Consider the following 18,722-nt stretch of genomic DNA (forward strand, 5'->3'; position numbering starts at 1 on the left):
GGTGAACTGGTCCAGACACCGCGGGCGGTACGCCGGTGCTCAGTCCGGGACCGGCTCCGCGAGCGTCCGCCCCGACCGGGTCGCGCCGACGCTGGCGACGACGACGCAGGCCATCGCGACCCACTGGACGGGGGCGAGCAGCTCGCCGAGCACCACGATGCCGGCGAGCGCCGCCGCGGCCGGCTCCAGCGACATCAGCACGCTGAACACCGACGGCTTGATCGACCGCAGCGCGACCAGCTCGCAGGTGTACGGCACCACGGAGCTGAGCAGGCCGACCAGCGCCCCGAGGAGCACCACGTGGAGGTCGGCCAGCTGGTCGCCGTACCTCCCCAGCGCCAGCGGCGAGAGCAGCAGGGTCGCGACGACGCTGGCCACCGCCAGCCCGTCGAGGCCGCGCCAGCGGGCGCCGGTCTCCGCGCTGAGCAGGATGTACGCCGCCCACGCGGCGCCGGCGAGGACCGCGAAGGCCACGCCGGCGAGGTCGAGGTCGGAGCGCTCGAAGCCGAGCAGCAGCACGCCGAGGCCGGCCAGCCCCACCCAGGCGAGGTCGCGCAGCCTGCGCGAGCCCAGCACCGCCAGGGTCAGCGGGCCGACGAACTCGATGGTGACCGCGAGCCCGAGCGGGATGCGCTGGAAGGACTGGTAGATCGCCCAGTTCATCAGCCCCAGCGAGGCGCCGTACCCCAGGACGACCAGCCAGTCCTGCCGGCTCTTGCCGCGCAGCACCGGCCGGGCCACGAGCACGAGGACCACGGCGCTGGTCACCAGCCGCAGCCAGACGATGGTGGTGGGGGAGACCTCGTCGAACAGGCTCTTCGCCACCCCCGCTCCCAGCTGGACCGAGGCGATGCCGACCAGGACGAGCCAGACCGGCGAGACCCCCCGCAGGGGCGCGGCGGCGACGCGTGAGCCGGGCGATGAGTTCGGCTGCGTCACCGGGTCAAGGTAGGGGACCGGTCGACGGCGGAAGGAGCGGGGATGGCTCGCGGGACGATCCTGATGGTGGGCACGCGCAAGGGGCTCTGGCTCGGGCGCTCGGACGAGGCGCGGAAGGACTGGGAGTTCACCGGCCCGCACTTCGACATGGAGGAGGTCTACTCCTGCATGGTCGACACCCGCGGCGAGCGGCCCCGGCTCCTCGCCGGGGCGTCGTCGAGCTGGCTGGGGCCGCAGGTGCGCCGGTCCGACGACCTCGGCGCGACGTGGGAGGAGACGCCGGGCGGCGCGGTCCGCTTCCCCGACGACGTCGACGCGAGCGTCGAGCGGATCTGGCAGCTGACCCCCGGCCCCGACCCCGGGTCGGTGTGGGCCGGCACGGAGCCGGGCGCGGTCTTCCGCTCCCACGACGGCGGCGAGACCTTCGCCCTCGAGCGGGCGCTGTGGGACCACCCGCACCGGTCGGAGTGGGGGGAGGGGTTCGGCGGCCAGGCCTTCCACACCGTGCTCCCGCACCCGACCGACCCGGCCTCGGTCACCGTCGCGATCTCGACCGGCGGGGTCTACCAGACCTCGGACGGCGGCGCGTCGTGGCAGCCGCGGAACACCGGCATCCGGGCGGACTTCCTGCCCGAGGGCCAGCAGTACCCCGAGCTCGGCCAGTGCGTCCACAAGGTGGCCCGGCACCCGGCGCGGCCCGAGCGGCTCTACCTGCAGAACCACGGCGGCGTCTACCGCTCGGACGACCACGCCGCGACCTGGGTGTCGATCGCCGACGGGCTGCCCGCCGACTTCGGGTTCCCGGTCGTGGTGCACCCCCAGGAGCCCGACACCGTCTTCCTCTTCCCCCTCAGCGCGGGCTTCGGCCGCTACCCGACCGACGGCCGGGCCCGGGTCTGGCGCTCGCGCGACGCCGGGGAGACCTGGGAGGAGCTCGGCGATGGTCTGCCGGACCGGTTCTTCGTGGGCGTCATGCGCGACGCGATGTGCGCCGACGACCACGAGCGGACCGGGCTCTACCTCGGTGCGCGCAACGGCGCGGTGTGGGGCTCGGCGGACGGCGGTGACACCTGGCGCTGCGTGGTGGCAGACCTGCCCGACGTGATGGTGGTGCGCGCGGCGGTCGTCTGACATCTCACACCGGTTGAGACCCGACGGGCCGCGGCGGCGCCCGCGACTAGGCTGGCCCGCATGACCGAGCAGGACCCGAAGCCCACCACGCCCGACATCAAGCCCCGCTCCCGCGACGTCACCGACGGCCTCGAGCGGGCCGCGGCGCGCGGCATGCTCCGGGCGGTCGGCATGGGCGACGACGACTGGGAGAAGCCCCAGATCGGCGTCGCCTCGAGCTGGAACGAGATCACCCCCTGCAACCTGTCCCTCGACCGCCTCGCGAAGGCCGCCAAGAACGGCGTGCACGCGGCGGGCGGCTTCCCGATGGAGTTCGGGACCATCTCGGTCTCCGACGGCATCTCCATGGGCCACGAGGGCATGCACTACTCGCTGGTCTCCCGCGAGGTCATCGCGGACTCCGTCGAGGTCGTGATGAGTGCGGAGCGGCTCGACGGCTCGGTGCTGCTCGCCGGCTGCGACAAGTCGCTGCCCGGGATGATGATGGCCGCCGCGCGGCTGGACCTCTCCAGCGTCTTCCTCTACGCCGGCTCGATCATGCCGGGCAACGTCGACGGTCGCGACGTCACGATCATCGACGCGTTCGAGGCCGTCGGAGCCTGCCTGGCCGGCAAGATCTCCCGCGAGGAGGTCGACAAGGTCGAGCGCGCCATCTGCCCCGGCGAGGGCGCCTGCGGCGGCATGTACACCGCCAACACGATGGCCGCGGTCGCCGAGGCCATCGGCATGTCGCTGCCCGGGTCCGCCGCGCCGCCGGCCGTGGACCGCCGCCGCGACGGCTACGCCCACAAGTCCGGCGAGGCCGTGGTCAACCTGCTGCGCAAGGGCATCACCGCGCGCCAGATCATGACCAAGGAGGCGTTCGAGAACGCCATCACCGTCGTGATGGCGCTCGGCGGCTCGACCAACGCCGTCCTGCACCTGCTCGCCATGGCCCGCGAGGCCGAGGTCGACCTGACCATCGACGACTTCAACCGGATCGGCGACAAGGTCCCGCACCTGGGCGACCTCAAGCCGTTCGGCAAGTACGTCATGTACGACGTCGACAAGGTCGGCGGCATCCCGGTCGTCATGAAGGCGCTGCTCGACGCGGGCCTCATGCACGGCGACTGCCTGACGGTCACCGGCAAGACGCTGGCCGAGAACCTCGCCGAGCTCGCGCCCCCGGCCCTCGACGACGACGTCATCCGCAGCCTCGACCGCCCGATCCACGCCACCGGCGGCCTGACCATCCTCAAGGGCTCGCTGGCCCCCGAGGGCGCGGTCGTGAAGTCGGCGGGCTTCGACGAGTCGGTCTTCACCGGCACCGCCCGGGTCTTCGACGGCGAGCGCGCGGCGATGGACGCCCTCGCCGAGGGCCGCATCGTCGCCGGCGACGTGGTGGTCATCCGCTACGAGGGCCCCAAGGGCGGCCCCGGCATGCGCGAGATGCTCGCCATCACCGGCGCGATCAAGGGCGCGGGCCTCGGCAAGGACGTCCTGCTCCTGACCGACGGCCGGTTCTCCGGCGGCACGACCGGCCTCTGCGTCGGCCACGTCGCCCCGGAGGCCGTCGACGGCGGTCCGATCGCCTTCGTCCGCGACGGCGACACCATCACCCTCGACGTGCTCAACCGCAGCCTCGAGGTCGAGATCGACGACCTCGAGGCCCGCAAGGTCGGCTGGGAGCCCAATGCGCCCAAGTACACCCGCGGCGTCCTCGGCAAGTACGCCGCGACCGTCCGCTCCGCCGCGCACGGCGCGGTCACCAGCTGACCGGGGTGACCCGGGGGACCGGGGCCGGGCAGCTCGGTCGCGAGCTGCTCGGCTTCGGGCCGCACGCCGGCGCCCACCGCGTCGCGGCGCGGGCCGGCGTCTCGGTGCTCGTGCCGCTCCTCGTGCTGCTGGCGGCCGGGCGGCTGGAGTGGTCGATCTACGCCACCTTCGGGGCGTTCACCGCGCTCTACGGCCGCGAGCGCGTCGGCCCGCTGCGGGTGCGGCTGCAGACCGAGGTCGGCGTCCTGCTGACCGCCGTCGTCGCCGTCGGCACCCTGGTCGGCTCCTCCGAGCACCGGGCCTGGCTCGCCGTCCCCACGGCGGCGCTTCTGACGATCGGCGCGGCCGTCCTCTCCGACCGGCAGCACTGGCACCCGCCCGGCGCGCTGTTCCCGGTCTTCGCGCTCACCGCCTGCGCCTCGATCCCCGGCGAGCCCTCCGACGCCCTCGTGGCGCTCCTCGTCGCCGGCTGCTCCGCGGCGTTCTCGCTGCTGGTGGGGAACCTCGGCGCCTGGCTGCGGCGCCGTCGCGCGACGTACGCCGCCGCCGACCGCCCGTCCGGCGCCCCGGGCGCCCGGGCGGCGAGCCCGACCACCGGGCTGTGGCGGCACGTGCTGCCCAGTGGTGTCGCGGTGCTGCTCGCCGGCAGCGTGGCGACCGGGGTCGGCATCGGCCACCCCTACTGGGCGATGGTCTCCGCGGTCGTCCCGCTCGCGGCCGCCGACCCGCTGCGCCAGCTCGTGCGCGGCCTGCACCGCCTGCTCGGCACCGGCGTCGGCCTCGCGCTCGCGGGGGCGCTCCTGGCGCTCGACCTCGGGCCGCTCGCCACCGTGCTGGCGGTCGTCGCGCTGCAGGTCGCCGCCGAGCTGCTCGTCGGCCGCAACTACGCGCTCGCGCTGGTGGTCATCACGCCCCTGGCCCTGCTGATGGTGCACCTCGTCTCGCCGGTGCCGACCTCCGAGCTGCTCGTCGACCGCGGGACCGAGACGCTCGTCGGCGTGGTCATCGGGCTGGCCGTCGGGTGGCTCGCCCGCCGGGTGGGGTCGGCCCGCGCCGCCGGCTGAGGAGACGGTGTCGGCGCCGGCTGCCAGGATCGCCGCATGGACCAGCGGATCAGCTTCGTGACCCTGGCCGTGGCCGACCTCGCCGCGAGCCGGGCGTTCTACTGCGACGGCCTGGGGTGGACGCCGGCGCTCGAGGTGCCCGACGACGTGGTGATGATCGAGGTGGGGGAGCACCTCGTGCTCTCGCTGTGGGTGCGCTCGGCCTTCGAGGCCGAGGTGGGTCCGCTCGCCACCGGACCGGGCGTCGCGCCGTTCGCGCTGGCCCACAACGTCGCGACCCCCGCGGAGGTCGACGCGGTGCTCGACACCGCCCGCGCGGCGGGCGCCGACCCGGTGAGCGGGGCGACCGAGCGCCCGTGGGGCGGGTACACCGGCTACTTCGCAGACCCGGACGGCCACCGCTGGGAGGTCGCCTGGAACCCCGGCCCGATCGGGCAGCGCGTGCTGCCCTGAGCCCTCGGGTACGAGAGCACGAGACGGATCCCCCTGCAGCGGAAGGTGTCGCCCGTGACCGACCCACGAGACCGTCCCGCGGCGGGCGCGCCCGGTGACCGCACCCGGCTGTCCGGCCGCGACCTCGAGGCCGAGCAGCTCGCCGACTGGCGGGTGATGTTCGAGCAGCTGCACGCCCGGTTCGCCACCGGTGACTTCGCGACCGGGCTCCGGCTCGTCGCGGCCATCGGCGAGGCGGCCGAGGAGATGGACCACCACCCCGACGTCGAGCTGACGTACGGCGCCGTCGTGGTGCGGACGTGGAGCCACGACGTCGGCGCGGTGACCCGGCGCGACGTACGCCTCGCCCGGGCGGTCAGCGACGCGGCCGGCCGCCTCGGCGCGACCGCGGAACCGCACCGGCTCTCGGTCCTCGAGCTGGCGCTGGACACCCACGACCTCGACGAGGTGCGGCCGTTCTGGGCGGCGGTGCTGGGCTACGAGCCCGTCGACGACCCCGACGAGCTCCGCGACCCGCTGGGCCACGGCCCCACCCTGTGGTTCCAGGAGTCCGGCCCCCGCCGGCCCGGCGACGTCGAGCAGCGCTTCCACCTCGACGTGCGCGTCCCGCCCGAGGTCGCCGAGCAGCGGGTACGCGCGGCGGTCGAGGCCGGCGGCACCCTCGTCGACGACGGCCCGGCCCCGCGCTTCTGGGTGCTCGCCGACGCTCAGGGCAACCGCGCCTGCATCACCACCTGGCTGGGCCGCGAGGACTGAGCACGCGTGAGTTTCAGCGGCCCACCGGGAGATCAAGCGGCCGGCCGCTGAAACTCCCGGATGGCCGCTGAAACTTCAGCGGCCCACCGCCAGGTTCGTCGGCCGGCCGCTGAACTTGCGCCCATCGCACCCTCACCCGGCCCAACATGTGGGATTCGTGTCCCGTATGCTGGGACGGCAGTCGGGTCCGGGTGACGGGCGCGGGGGCGGGCGGCTACCGTGGTGGCATGCGCCAGGACCTCCTTGTACGCACGCGACGCGTGGGCTGAGCCGAACCGGCTCCGCCAGCGCGTCACCCCTCGCCGCCTGCGGCCGAGGGGTTTTTTGTTGGCCATGCACCACCAGCACCACCACTGAACGGGGAAGCGAGAAGATGACCGAGCAGATCACAGGCGCCCAGAGCCTGGTCGCGTCGCTGGAGGCAGCCGGCGTCACCGACGTCTTCGGCATCCCGGGCGGCGCGATCCTCCCGGCCTACGACCCGCTGCTGGACTCCAGCATCCGCCACATCCTGGTCCGCCACGAGCAGGGTGCGGGCCACGCGGCGCAGGGGTACGCCGCCGCGACCGGCCGGGTCGGCGTGTGCATGGCGACCTCCGGGCCGGGCGCGACCAACCTGGTCACGCCGATCGCGGACGCCCACATGGACTCCGTGCCGATGGTGGCCGTGACCGGCCAGGTCGGCGCGTCGATGATCGGGACGGACGCCTTCCAGGAGGCCGACATCCGCGGCATCACGATGCCGATCACCAAGCACAACTTCCTCGTCACCGACCCGGCCGAGATCCCGCAGCGCGTGGCCGAGGCGTTCCACATCGCCTCCACCGGCCGCCCCGGCCCGGTCCTCGTCGACGTCGCCAAGTCCGCGCTTGAGGCGATGACGACGTTCCGTTGGCCCACCGAGCTGCACCTGCCCGGCTACCGCCCGGTGACCAAGCCGCACGCCAAGCAGATCCGCGAGGCGGCCAAGCTGATCCTCGAGTCGCGCCGCCCGGTGCTGTACGTCGGCGGCGGCACGGTCCGCGCCGGCGCCTCGGCCGAGCTGCGGGCGCTGGCCGAGCTCACCGGCATGCCGGTGGTGACCACCCTCATGGCACGCGGTGCGTTCCCCGACAGCCACCCCCAGCACCTCGGCATGCCCGGCATGCACGGCTCGGTCTCGGCGGTCGCGGGCCTGCAGAAGTCCGACCTGATCATCAGCCTGGGTGCCCGCTTCGACGACCGGGTCACCGGTCGGCTCGACTCCTTCGCGCCGAACGCCAAGGTCGTCCACGCCGACATCGACCCCGCCGAGATCGGCAAGAACCGCCACGCCGACGTCCCGATCGTGGGCGACTGCCGCGAGGTCATCGCCGACCTGCTCGCCGTCCTGCGGGCCGAGGCCGACGCCGGCCACACCGGGGACTTCGAGGCGTGGGCGGAGTTCCTCTCCGGGATCAAGCGCCGCTACCCGCTGGGCTACGAGGCGCCCGCCGACGGCAGCCTCGCGCCGCAGTACGTCATCGAGCGGCTCGGCCAGATCGCCGGCCCGGACACGATCTACACCTCCGGGGTGGGCCAGCACCAGATGTGGGCTGCGCAGTTCATCGGCTACGAGAAGCCGCGCACCTGGCTGAACTCCGGCGGCCTCGGCACGATGGGCTACTCGGTCCCCGCGGCCATGGGAGCAAAGGTCGGCGCCCCGGACACCACTGTCTGGGCCATCGACGGCGACGGCTGCTTCCAGATGACCAACCAGGAGCTCGCCACCTGCGCGATCAACGACATCCCGATCAAGGTCGCGATCGTCAACAACGAGTCGCTCGGCATGGTCCGGCAGTGGCAGACGCTCTTCTACAACGAGCGCTACTCCAACACCGACCTGCACTCCAAGCGGATCCCCGACTTCGTCAAGCTCGCCGAGGCCTACGGCTGCGTCGGCCTCTCCTGCGAGACCCCGGCCGACGTCGACTCGATCATCGAGAAGGCGATGTCGATCAACGACGTCCCGGTCGTGGTCGACTTCCGCGTCAACCGCGACTCGATGGTGTGGCCGATGGTCGCCGCCGGCAAGAGCAACGACGAGATCAAGTACGCACGTGACCTCGCACCCGACTTCGACCGGGTCGAGGACGACTGGGAGGTCCGACCGGCATGAGCGAGCGGAGCGAGCGAATCATTCAAGACAGCGCAACCGGAGCCTCGTCGGCGCCCGGAGCGAAGCGAGGACGTCGATGAGCAAGCACACCCTGAGCGTCCTGGTGGAGGACAAGCCCGGTGTCCTGGCCCGGATCGCCGGCCTGTTCAGCCGCCGCGGCTTCAACATCGACTCCCTCGCCGTGGGCCCCACCGAGCACGCCGACGTCTCGCGGATGACCATCGTCGTCAACGTCGAGTCGTCCCCGCTGGAGCAGGTGACCAAGCAGCTCAACAAGCTGGTCGAGGTCATCAAGATCGTCGAGCTCGACCCGACCGCATCGGTCGACCGCGAGCTCGTCCTGGTCAAGGTCGCCGCCACCGCGGACACCCGGGGCCAGGTGCTCGACACCGTCCAGCTCTTCCGCGCGAAGGTCATCGACGTGGCCCCCGACGCGGTCACCATCCAGATCACCGGGAACGCCGGGAAGATCGCGGACTTCCTGCGGGTGCTCGAGCCCTTCGGCATCCGCGAGCTCGTCCAGTCCGGGATGGTCGCCATCGGCCGCGGCTCTCGGTCGATCTCCGAGCGGAACCTGCGGCCGGTCACCCCGGCCCGCCCGGCCGCCGGCTGACCGACGTACCTCGGCAGCGCCCCGGCGCCAGCAGCACCCACCAGACCAGCAGCACCGACACCCACTGCCGCCAACCGGCAGGACCCAACCAGAAGGAGAAGCCCCCGTGGCTGAGATGTTCTACGACGACCACGCCGACCTGTCCCTGATCCAGGGCAAGAACGTGGCCGTCATCGGCTACGGCAGCCAGGGCCACGCCCACGCGCTGTCGCTCCGCGACTCCGGTGTCGACGTGCGCGTCGGCCTGCAGCCCGACTCCAAGAGCCGCGCCAAGGCCGAGGCCGAGGGCCTCCGCGTCGTCACGCCGGCCGAGGCCGCGGAGGAGGCCGACGTCATCGTCATCCTCGCCCCCGACCAGCACCAGCGGAAGCTCTACTCCGAGGAGATCGCCCCGAGCCTCACCGAGGGCGACACCCTGGTCTTCGGCCACGGCTTCAACATCCGCTTCGGCTACATCACCCCGCCCGAGGGCGTCGACGTCTTCATGGTCGCCCCCAAGGGCCCGGGCCACCTCGTCCGCCGCGAGTACGTCGACGGGCGCGGCGTGCCGGTGCTCGTCGCCGTCGAGAAGGACGCCTCGGGCACGGCCTGGGACCTCGCGCTCTCCTACGCCAAGGCCATCGGCGGCCTGCGCGCCGGCGGCATCAAGACCACCTTCACCGAGGAGACCGAGACCGACCTGTTCGGCGAGCAGGCCGTCCTGTGCGGCGGCGCCTCGCAGCTGGTGCAGTACGGCTTCGAGGTCCTCACCGAGGCCGGCTACCAGCCGGAGGTCGCCTACTTCGAGTGCCTCCACGAGCTGAAGCTGATCGTCGACCTGATGTACGAGGGCGGCATCGCCAAGCAGCGCTGGTCGGTCTCCGACACCGCCGAGTTCGGTGACTACGTCTCGGGCCCGCGGGTCATCGACGAGCGCGTCAAGGAGAACATGAAGGGCGTGCTCGCCGACATCACCAACGGCGCGTTCGCCGAGCGGTTCATCACCGACCAGGAGAACGGCTCGCCGGAGTTCAAGAAGTTCCGCGAGCAGGGCGAGCAGCACCCGATCGAGCAGACCGGTCGCGAGCTGCGCAAGCTCATGGCGTGGGTCAAGAGCCACGACTCGGACTACACCGAGGGCACCGCCACCCGCTGACGCGGCAGCACCCCCGGCAGCACCAGGAACAAACGCGGGCAGGCGGCGCGTTCCGGGTCTCATGCGCATCGAGATCTGGAGCGACGTCGTCTGCCCGTGGTGCTACGTGGGCAAGCGCCGTCTGGAGAAGGCCCTGGCCGGCTTCGAGCACCGGGACGCCGTCGAGGTCGTCTACCGGTCCTTCGAGCTCGACCCGTCCGCCCCGCAGCACGGGCACGAGTCGACCCTGAGCCAGCTGGCCAAGAAGTACGGCCAGTCCGAGGACCAGATGCGCGCCGGCATGCAGTCGCTCATCGAGACGGCCGCCGGCGAGGGTCTGGACATGAAGCTCTTCGACAACGTCCACACCAACACCGTCGACGCCCACCGGCTGCTGCACCTCGCGCTCGAGACCGGCGGCCCGGCGCTGCAGCGCGAGCTCAAGGAGCAGCTGCTCGCGGCGTACTTCCTGCGCGCCGAGGACGTCGGGGACCACGACGTGCTCCGGGCCGCGGCCCGCACCGCCGGGCTCACCGAGGCGGCGGGCGGCGAGCGCGTGGACGCGGTCCTCGCGGGCCAGGAGTACGCCGACGCGGTCGCCGCCGACGTCGCCCAGGCGCGGGCGTACGGCGCCACGGGCGTGCCGTTCTTCGTCGTCGACCAGCGCTACGGCGTCTCGGGCGCCCAGCCGACCGAGGTGTTCGAGCAGGTCCTCGCCACGGCCTGGGCCGACGCCCACCCGGTCCTGCAGACCGTCGGCGGCGACGCCGGCGCCTGCGGCCCCGACGGCTGCCCGATCTGAGCCGACTCCTCAGGGGATCCCGGTACCTCTCAGGGGATGCAACCCCTGAGGAGTGCCGGAATCCCCGGGGCCCCGGGGATTCCGACAGGCCCCGCCGCGGACCCCGGAGCCCTGTGACCCGGCGCACTTAGGCAGACCTAAGAATCGGGCGTAGGATCGCGGCTCGTGCTCGCCAACTACCTGATCGGCCTCCGCGAGGGCCTCGAGGCCGCGCTCGTGGTGAGCATCCTCGTGGCGTACCTCGTCAAGACCGACCGGCGCCACCTCCTCGGCCGGATCTGGGCCGGCGTCGCGCTCGCGGTGGGCGTGAGCCTGGCCTTCGGGGCGATCCTGACGTTCGGGCCGCGAGGGCTGACCTTCGAGGCCCAGGAGCTGATCGGCGGCACGCTGTCGATCATCGCCGTCGGCTTCGTCACCTGGATGATCTTCTGGATGGCGCGCGCCGCCCGCTCGCTGAGCGGGGAGCTGCGCGGTCAGATCGACCGGGCCGCCGAGGGCAGCCGCTGGTCGCTGGTGGTCGTCGCCGTCCTCGCGGTCGGCCGCGAGGGGCTCGAGACCGCCCTGTTCCTGTGGGCCGCCACCAAGGCCGGCACCCGCGATGCCGGGGGAGCGGTCACCCCCACCTGGGAGCCGCTGCTCGGCGCCGCGCTCGGCATCGCGACCGCGGTGGCGCTCGGCTGGCTGATCTACCGCGGTGCGATCACCATCAACCTCACCCGGTTCTTCACCTGGACCGGTGCCTTCCTGATCCTCGTCGCCGCCGGCGTGCTGTCGTACGGCGTGCACGACCTGCAGGAGGCGCGCTTCCTGCCGGGCCTGCACGACCTGGCCTTCGACGTCTCCGCGACCATCGACCCCGGCAGCTGGTACGCCGCCCTGCTCAAGGGCATCTTCAACTTCTCCCCGGCCACGACCTGGCTCGAGGCCGCCGCCTGGCTGGCGTACGCCGTGCCGGCCATGACGCTCTTCCTGCTCGGCGTCCGCCGACGCACGCGCCCCGTCCGCCCCGGACCCGAACTGCAGAAGGACCCGACCCATGCGTAGGACCCTCGTCGCCGCCGTGCTGCTCACGGCCCCCGTGCTGGCCGCCTGCACGGAGAACACCGACGCCGCCTCCACCGAGGGCGGCGGCGACCCGCGCGCGCTCGCGGTCACCTCCTCCGACGAGGCCTGCGAGGTCTCGGCCACCGAGGCCCCGGCCGGCACGCTCACCTTCGACGTCACCAACGCCGGCTCGCAGGTGACCGAGTTCTACCTGCTGGGGGAGGACGGCCTGCGCATCGTCGGCGAGGTCGAGAACGTCGGCCCGTCGCTGAGCCGCCAGCTCGTCGTCAACGCCCCGGCCGGCACCTACGTCACCGCCTGCAAGCCCGGCATGGCCGGGGAGGGCATCCGCGCCGACTTCACCGTGACCGGGTCCGACGACGACGTCGAGGTCAGCACCGACGACCAGGAGCTGGTCGCCACCGCCCAGCAGAACTACCAGGCCTACGTGCGCGACCAGTCCGACCAGCTGCTGGTGCGGACGCGCGAGTTCGTGGAGCTCTACGAGGCCGGCGAGGACGACCGGGCCCGGGCCCTGTACCCCGTGGCGCGCACCCACTGGGAGCGGATCGAGACGGTCGCGGAGTCCTTCGGCGACCTCGACCCCCAGATGGACGCGCGGGAGGCCGACCTCGAGCCCGGCCAGGAGTGGACCGGCTGGCACCGGATCGAGAAGGACCTGTGGCCGGGCCGGGCCGAGCGCTACACGCCGCTGACGGCCAAGCAGCGCGCGACGTACGCCCAGGACCTGCTCGCCAACACCGAGACGCTGGACCAGCGGATCGGCGAGCTGGAGTTCACCGTCGACCAGATCGCCAACGGCTCGCGCGGCCTGCTCGAGGAGGTCGCCACCGGCAAGGTGACCGGCGAGGAGGAGTACTGGTCGCGCACCGACCTCTACGACTTCCAGGCCAACGTCGACGGCGCCCGCGTCGGGTACGAGGGCGTGAAGCCGCTGCTGGCGGAGAAGGACCCCGAGCTCGCCGAGCAGCTCGACACCCGCTTCGCCGCGCTGCAGGACCTGCTCGACGAGCAGCGCGAGGGCGAGGGCTTCGTGTCCTACGACGACCTCTCCCAGCCCGAGGTCAAGGCGCTGTCCGACGCGGTCAACGCCCTCTCCGAGCCGCTCTCGCGGCTGACCGCAGCGGTGCTGGCCTGATCATGCGGCTCTCACGACGCGGGCTCCTCGGCGGCGGCGCGGCCGCCGCCGGGGCCGTGGGTGCGTACGCCGCCGGCCGGGTGACCGCCGACGAGCCGGCCCACGCGTCGGCGGCGCCCGCGACGTACGACTTCCGCGGCGCGCACCAGGCGGGGATCACCACCCCGGCGCAGGACCGGCTGCACTTCGCGGCCTTCGACGTGGTCACCGACTCCCGCGAGGAGCTGGTGGCGCTGCTGCAGGCCTGGACCGACGCCGCCGACCGGATGACCCGCGGGCTGCCCGCGGGGGAGATCGGCCCGGTCGAGGGCGCGGCCAACCTGCCGCCGGACGACACCGGCGAGGCCATCGGCCTGGCCCCCGGTGGGCTCACGATCACCTTCGGGTTCGGGCCGAGCCTGTTCCGCGACGCCGAGGGGCGCGACCGGTTCGGGATCGCCGACCGGATGCCCGCGGCGCTGGAGCCGCTCCCGCACTTCCCGGGTGACGAGCTCGACCCGGCCCGCTCCGACGGCGACCTGTGCGTGCAGGCGTGCGCCGACGACCCGCAGGTCGCGGTGCACGCCATCCGCAACCTCGCCCGGCTCGGCTTCGGCACCGTCTCGGTGCGGTGGTCCCAGCTCGGCTTCGGCCGGACGTCGACGACGTCGGTCACCCAGGACACCCCGCGCAACCTCTTCGGGTTCAAGGACGGCACCGCCAACGTCAAGGCCGAGGAGACGACCGCACTCGAGGACCACGTCTGGGTCGGTGCCGAGGACGACCCGGACGCGGCCTGGCTGGCGGGCGGCTCCTACCTCGTGGCCCGGCGGATCGGGATGCACATCGAGGTGTGGGACCGCCAGCCCCTCGCCGACCAGGAGGCGTTCGTCGGTCGCACGAAGGGCACCGGCGCGCCGCTCTCGGGCGGCGAGGAGATGACCGAGCCGGACTTCGAGATGCCCGGCAGCAACGACCAGCCGGTCATCCCGGTCGACGCGCACGTCCGGGTGGTGCACCCCGGCGCCCACGACGGCGCACGGATGCTGCGGCGCGGCTACAACTTCGTCGACGGGACCAACCCGCTCGGCGGGCTCGACGCCGGGCTCTTCTTCGTCGCCTACGTGCGCGACCCGCGCACGCACTTCACCCCGGTGCAGCTGGCGATGGCGAAGTCCGACGCGTTGACGGAGTACCTCCAGGTGACCGGCTCCGCGCTCTTCGCAGTCCCGCCGGGCACGGCGTCCGGGGAGCACGTCGGCCACACGCTCTTCGGCTGAAGCCGCACCTGCTCGGCATGGGCCGAGGGGCTCAGGCGGCGCCGTCCACCTGGGGCGGCACCAGCGCCGCGTCCGGGTCCTGCAGCGCGCGACGGGTGTAGTCGTCGGCGGGGAGGTCGGGGTTCCGGCCCAGCGCGGGGCGCAGGATCCGCAGCACGTCGGCGATGTCGCGGACGTAGGGCGTGTTGACGGTCAGCTGGCGGTCGGGGTGGGTGACCACGACCTTCCAGGTGCCGCTGACCGTCGAGCCCATGGCCTGGCGGCGGTAGTCGAGCCGCGCCGTGGTCGGCGACTGCAGCGTCATCGCGACGTCCTTGCCGAAGATCACCTGGTGCAGCTCGTCGCGGTCGTGGTCCACCCAGACCTTCGCGGTCCAGGCCTGGACGACGCCGGCGACCGAGGCCACGCCGAAGAGCACCACGAGGGGGACCGCCACGATGTTGGTGGTCGTCCACTCCAGCTCGCCGGTGGCGATCTTCACGACGGCCCACAGCAGCGCCGCGCCGAAGAACGCCCCGACCAGGGTGAAGGCGACGCGCACGGGGAGGGCGGGGGTCAGCACCTCGCTGCGGCCGGTCGGTCCGGCGGGCCCGGACGGCCCGGTCGGGGGCAGGGGGTCGGTCGTCATGACGCTCCTCGGTGGTCGGTCGGCGGGCCGGGGCCCGGACCAGTCATACCCGTCCGGACCGGGTTTGCACCTCGTCGGGGCGGGCAGCATCGGCGGCAGGCACCCGCACAGGAAGGACCCCCGTGTACTCCAGCCCCGAAGAAGCGCTCGCCTCGGTCGACCGCGCCGCCGCGAAGATGCAGGAGCAGGTCGTCAAGGCCCAGGCGTACGCCGTCGAGGTCGAGACGCTCCGCATCGTCGGCCAGTCCCGCGACGGCGGCGCCGAGGTGACCGTCGGCCACAACGGCGCGATCCACGACCTCTACCTCGGCCGCACGCTGAACGACGCGACCCTCGAGCGCATCCGCTCCGCGGTCCTCGAGGCCAACGCCGACGCCCAGCGCCAGGTCGTCGAGCGCGTGAGCGCGCTCAGCGCGGAGACGTTCGGTGCCGACTCGGCGACCGCACGCGAGATCACGCGGCAGTACGCCGACATGTTCCCGGCGCCGCCCGACGACGGCGGCAGCCCGACGCGGGCGGGGGTGCTGGGATGACCTCCGGGGAGATCAAGGTCGTCACCGAGGCGATGCGCAGCCACGCCGGCCAGGTCGAGCAGCTCGCGGTCTCGGCGTACGACGGTGTCCAGGCCGGGCGCGACATGGCGCTCGACGGTTCCGCCTTCGGGGTGCTCTGCAGCTTCATCGGCGGCGCGCTGGCGCCGGCACAGGCCACCGGCATCGCCGCGACCGGAGCGGCGGTCGGCAGCCTGGGCGCCACCGCCCTCCAGGTGCGGGCGGTCGCCAAGGTCTTCGAGGAGGTCGACGACGTCGTCGGCTCCGCCATGGACAGGTTCAGGGGGTAGGGGCATGGGTGCGGACAGCCTGGTGGTCGCTCCGACGGAGTCGACCACCGCCGTCACCGGGCTGGGCCCGATCGAGTCGCTGGTCGGGTGCGGCAACGCGCTGGCCGGCGGCGACTGGGTGGAGGCCGGCCTGATGGGCGTCGCCACCGGCCTGGAGACGCTCGGCGCCATCGCCGACCCGCTGGGGGCGCTGCTCTCCGCGGGTGTCGGCTGGGTCATCGAGCACTTCGGCCCGCTGCCGGGCTGGCTCGACGACCTGGCCGGCGACCCCGACCAGATCGCGGCCTTCGCCGCCACCTGGCGCAACATCGCCGACCTGGTCCGCGACACCTCCGACCAGTTCCTCGACGCCGTCGCGTCCGCCACCTCCCAGTGGGACGGTGTCGCGATCGACGCCTACCGGGGTGCGGCGAAGGCCCAGGCCGCGCTCATGGACGCCTTCGGCGTGGCCGTCGACGGCGTCTCGGCAGCGGTCGACGTCGGCGGCGCCATCGTCGCCGGCGTGCGCGAGCTGGTCCGCGACGCGATCTCCCAGCTGGTCGGCTACGCGATCTCCAAGGCCGCGCAGCTGCTCACGGTCGTGCTCGCCCCGAAGGCGATCAGCGAGATCGTCGCCAAGGTCGGGGAGTGGGTCGCAAAGCTCACCGGCTTCATCAAGGGCCTGATCAGCTCGATGACCGCGATGTCCAAGCACCTCGACACGCTGGTGACGGCTGCCGGGGACGGCGCCGCGGCGCTGAAGAAGACCGCGGACGCCTGGGGCCAGACGAACGTCGCCAACGGCAAGTTCGACTTCGACGCGCTGCTCAACGGCACGGCGACGCCGGGCAACGGGCTGCCGACGGTCGCGAGCGTGAGCTACCAGGTGGGCAGCGGGGGAGCCAAGCACACCGCTGGTCTCGACGACAGGTGATGTGGTCCGCCGGTGGTCCCGGGCGTCTCGCGCGTCCGGGACCGGGCACCGGTGACGGGTGCAGACGTTCCTCCCGTACGCCGACTTCGACCGCTCCGCCCGTGTCCTGGACCAGAAGCGGCTCGGCAAGCAGCGGGTCGAGTGCATCCAGGTGCTCCGCGGCCTCACGGTGCCGACGTACGGCTGGCGCAACCACCCCGCGGTGAAGATGTGGCGCGGCCACCTCGAGGCGCTGGGCCGCTACTCCTTCGCGTGCTGCGAGGCGTGGGTCGAGCTCGGGTACGGCGACACCTGCGCCGCGACCATCGGGGTCGACCTGGCCGCCGCCGGCGTGCGTGAGGTGCGGACGCAGGCCGAGCTGGCCGAGGCCGGTGCGCTGCCGCCCTGGCTGGGCGAGGAGGCGCTGCACCGCAGCCACCAGTCGAACCTCGTGCGCAAGGACCCCGACTTCTACGGCCCGCTGTTCCCCGGTGTCCCCGGCGACCTGCCCTACGTCTGGCCGCCGGACCCCACCGCGTCCGCCGCCTGACCGAGGTCGAGCACCCGGTCGACGCCGACGTCGGCCAGGAACCGGCGGTCGTGGCTGACCACCACCAGCGCGCCGCGGTAGGACGCCAGCGCCGACACGAGCGCGTCGTACGACGCCAGGTCGAGGTTGTTGGTCGGCTCGTCGAGCAGCAACAGCTGCGGTGCGGGATCCGCGAGGAGCAGCGCGGCGAGCGTCGCGCGGAACCGCTCGCCGCCCGACAGCGTCGCCACCGCGCGGTCGGCGGCACGCCCCCGGAAGAGGAACCTCGCCAGCCGGGCCCGGACCGTTCCCGCGTCGTGCCCGGGAGCCCGGGCGGCGACGTTCTCGGCGACCGTGCGGTCCTCGTCGAGGACGTCGAGCCGCTGGGGCAGCAGCGCCACCGGGACGTGGACCCGGGCGGTGCCGGCCGCGGGCGCGACCGTGCCGACGAGGGTGTGGAGCAGCGTGGTCTTGCCGGCACCGTTCGGGCCGACGACCGCCACCCGGTCGGGGCCGTGGAGGTCCAGCGTGACCGGGGCACCGGTCCGCAGCACCAGCGCCTCGGTGGTGAGCACGACCCGGCCGCGGGGGACCTCCGTGCCGGGAAGGTCGACCCGGATCTCGCGGTCCTCACGCAGCCGCGACTCGGCGTCCGCGAGCCGCTCCTGGGCGGCGTCGAGGCGCTCCTCGTGGACCTTGCGGTACGTCGAGGCCGACCGCTCGGCCGCGTTGCGCTGGCGGCCCGCGGCGATCCGCGGGATGCCGCCGGCCAGCTGCGCCTGCCGGCCCTGCCGCCGCCGCTGGGCGAGGACCCGCTCGGCCTCGGCCCGGTCGGCCCGCTGGCGACGCAGGTCCGAGCGCGCCGCGGTGGCCGCGCGCTCGGCGGCCGACTGCTCGGCCTCGACCTGCGCGGCGTAGGACGACCAGCCGCCGCCGTACCACCGCACTGAGCCGGCGCGCAGCTCGCCGATCCGGTCGACGCGCTCGAGCAGCTCCCGGTCGTGGCTGACCACGACCAGCGTGCGCGTCCAGCCCGCGACCACGTCGTGCAGGTGGGCCCGGGCGTCGGCGTCGAGGTTGTTGGTGGGCTCGTCGAGGAGCAGGACGTCCGGCCGCTCCAGGAGCACGCGCGCCAGGCCGAGGCGGGTCACCTCGCCGCCCGACAGGTCGCCGAGCCGCCGGTCGAGCACGTCCGGCGGCAGGCCGAGGCGACCCAGCTCGGCCACCGCACGGTCCTCGGCGTCCCAGTCGTCGCCGATCGTGTCGTAGTGACGCTGGTCCACCGACCCGGCCTCGACCGCGCGCAGCGCCCGGCGCACGCCGGCCAGCCCGAGCAGCTCGGCGACGGGCCGGTCGGCGTCCAGGGTGAGGTCCTGGGGGAGGTGGCCGACCCGGCCCTCGACGGTGACGTGGCCGCGGTCGGGCCGCAGCTGGCCGGCGACGACCCGCAGCAGGGTGGACTTGCCGGAGCCGTTGGCGCCGACGATGGCCGAGTGGCCCGGCGGGACGAGCAGGTCGAGGTCGCGCAGGGCGGGGGTGCCGTCGGGCCAGGCGAGGCTGACGGCGGAGAGGGTGACGACGGAGGACGGACCGGGCACGCGGTGCT

The 18,722-nt window shown here is 73.4% G+C and carries 19 protein-coding genes; 16 read left to right on the top strand and 3 right to left on the bottom strand.

Annotated features, from left to right (window positions below; translation table 11 throughout):
- Window positions 1-39: 39 nt before the first annotated feature.
- The gene (locus tag AB0N29_RS02975; protein WP_302270443.1) at window positions 40-939 is read right to left on the bottom strand and encodes an EamA family transporter; all 900 of its coding nucleotides are present in this window, start codon (window positions 937-939) and stop codon (window positions 40-42) included.
- Between the two features lie 42 nt (window positions 940-981).
- On the opposite strand from AB0N29_RS02975, the gene AB0N29_RS02980 reads away from it, so the two are divergent.
- The 12 genes from AB0N29_RS02980 (at window position 982) to efeB (ending at window position 14,226) form a co-directional block, all read left to right on the top strand.
- Window positions 982-2,070: an exo-alpha-sialidase gene (locus tag AB0N29_RS02980; RefSeq protein WP_364863990.1), complete on the top strand. Its 1,089-nt coding sequence runs from the start codon at window positions 982-984 to the stop codon at window positions 2,068-2,070.
- A gap of 60 nt (window positions 2,071-2,130) precedes the next feature.
- Window positions 2,131-3,825, top strand: a complete 1,695-nt coding sequence (ilvD, locus tag AB0N29_RS02985) for a dihydroxy-acid dehydratase (RefSeq protein ID WP_364863992.1) — start codon at window positions 2,131-2,133, stop codon at window positions 3,823-3,825.
- Between the two features lie 5 nt (window positions 3,826-3,830).
- On the top strand, window positions 3,831-4,889 hold the full coding sequence (locus AB0N29_RS02990) for an FUSC family protein (protein WP_364863994.1): 1,059 nt from the start codon (window positions 3,831-3,833) through the stop codon (window positions 4,887-4,889).
- Window positions 4,890-4,925: 36 nt separating this feature from the next.
- A complete protein-coding gene (locus AB0N29_RS02995) occupies window positions 4,926-5,342 on the top strand; it encodes a VOC family protein (protein ID WP_364863996.1) in 417 nt (138 codons plus the stop codon).
- Window positions 5,343-5,396: 54 nt separating this feature from the next.
- Window positions 5,397-6,098, top strand: a complete 702-nt coding sequence (locus tag AB0N29_RS03000; RefSeq protein ID WP_364863998.1) for a VOC family protein — start codon at window positions 5,397-5,399, stop codon at window positions 6,096-6,098.
- 166 nt (window positions 6,099-6,264) lie between these two features.
- The gene (locus tag AB0N29_RS03005) at window positions 6,265-8,235 is read left to right on the top strand and encodes an acetolactate synthase large subunit (RefSeq protein WP_364865428.1); all 1,971 of its coding nucleotides are present in this window, start codon (window positions 6,265-6,267) and stop codon (window positions 8,233-8,235) included.
- A 76-nt stretch (window positions 8,236-8,311) separates the two neighbouring features.
- Window positions 8,312-8,848, top strand: a complete 537-nt coding sequence (gene ilvN, locus AB0N29_RS03010; RefSeq protein WP_364864000.1) for an acetolactate synthase small subunit — start codon at window positions 8,312-8,314, stop codon at window positions 8,846-8,848.
- A 106-nt stretch (window positions 8,849-8,954) separates the two neighbouring features.
- On the top strand, window positions 8,955-9,983 hold the full coding sequence (gene ilvC / locus AB0N29_RS03015) for a ketol-acid reductoisomerase (protein ID WP_364864002.1): 1,029 nt from the start codon (window positions 8,955-8,957) through the stop codon (window positions 9,981-9,983).
- Window positions 9,984-10,044: 61 nt separating this feature from the next.
- A complete protein-coding gene (locus AB0N29_RS03020; RefSeq protein ID WP_364864004.1) occupies window positions 10,045-10,764 on the top strand; it encodes a DsbA family oxidoreductase in 720 nt (239 codons plus the stop codon).
- 165 nt (window positions 10,765-10,929) lie between these two features.
- Window positions 10,930-11,808, top strand: coding sequence for an iron uptake transporter permease EfeU (efeU, locus tag AB0N29_RS03025; RefSeq protein ID WP_302270464.1), 879 nt, complete (start codon window positions 10,930-10,932; stop codon window positions 11,806-11,808).
- Complete coding sequence (gene efeO / locus AB0N29_RS03030) at window positions 11,801-12,967, top strand: iron uptake system protein EfeO (protein WP_364864007.1); 1,167 nt, start codon at window positions 11,801-11,803, stop codon at window positions 12,965-12,967. The genes efeU and efeO overlap by 8 nt, the downstream gene beginning before the upstream one ends.
- Before the next feature lie 2 nt (window positions 12,968-12,969).
- Window positions 12,970-14,226, top strand: a complete 1,257-nt coding sequence (gene efeB / locus AB0N29_RS03035) for an iron uptake transporter deferrochelatase/peroxidase subunit (protein ID WP_364864009.1) — start codon at window positions 12,970-12,972, stop codon at window positions 14,224-14,226.
- 31 nt (window positions 14,227-14,257) lie between these two features.
- On the opposite strand, the gene AB0N29_RS03040 is transcribed toward efeB, so the two are convergent.
- Window positions 14,258-14,854 (bottom strand): hypothetical protein, encoded by a 597-nt coding sequence (locus tag AB0N29_RS03040; protein WP_364864011.1) that lies wholly within the window; start codon window positions 14,852-14,854, stop codon window positions 14,258-14,260.
- A 122-nt stretch (window positions 14,855-14,976) separates the two neighbouring features.
- On the opposite strand from AB0N29_RS03040, the gene AB0N29_RS03045 reads away from it, so the two are divergent.
- Genes AB0N29_RS03045 through AB0N29_RS03060 form a run of 4 tightly spaced genes read left to right on the top strand, consistent with a single transcriptional unit; the run spans window position 14,977 to window position 17,137 of the window.
- The gene (locus AB0N29_RS03045) at window positions 14,977-15,387 is read left to right on the top strand and encodes a YbaB/EbfC family nucleoid-associated protein (protein WP_302270469.1); all 411 of its coding nucleotides are present in this window, start codon (window positions 14,977-14,979) and stop codon (window positions 15,385-15,387) included.
- On the top strand, window positions 15,384-15,695 hold the full coding sequence (locus AB0N29_RS03050; RefSeq protein WP_302270470.1) for a type VII secretion target: 312 nt from the start codon (window positions 15,384-15,386) through the stop codon (window positions 15,693-15,695). Before AB0N29_RS03045 ends, AB0N29_RS03050 begins: the two co-directional genes overlap by 4 nt.
- 4 nt (window positions 15,696-15,699) lie before the next feature.
- On the top strand, window positions 15,700-16,608 hold the full coding sequence (locus AB0N29_RS03055; protein ID WP_302270471.1) for a hypothetical protein: 909 nt from the start codon (window positions 15,700-15,702) through the stop codon (window positions 16,606-16,608).
- A gap of 58 nt (window positions 16,609-16,666) precedes the next feature.
- Window positions 16,667-17,137, top strand: a complete 471-nt coding sequence (locus tag AB0N29_RS03060; protein WP_364864015.1) for an MSMEG_6728 family protein — start codon at window positions 16,667-16,669, stop codon at window positions 17,135-17,137.
- Here the strand turns inward: AB0N29_RS03060 and AB0N29_RS03065 are convergent.
- Window positions 17,098-18,714: an ABC-F family ATP-binding cassette domain-containing protein gene (locus AB0N29_RS03065; RefSeq protein ID WP_364864017.1), complete on the bottom strand. Its 1,617-nt coding sequence runs from the start codon at window positions 18,712-18,714 to the stop codon at window positions 17,098-17,100. The two genes, AB0N29_RS03060 and AB0N29_RS03065, sit on opposite strands and share 40 nt — an antisense overlap.
- Window positions 18,715-18,722 lie beyond the last annotated feature (8 nt).

Source organism: Nocardioides sp. NPDC092400 (assembly GCF_040684155.1).
Classification (GTDB): domain Bacteria; phylum Actinomycetota; class Actinomycetes; order Propionibacteriales; family Nocardioidaceae; genus Nocardioides.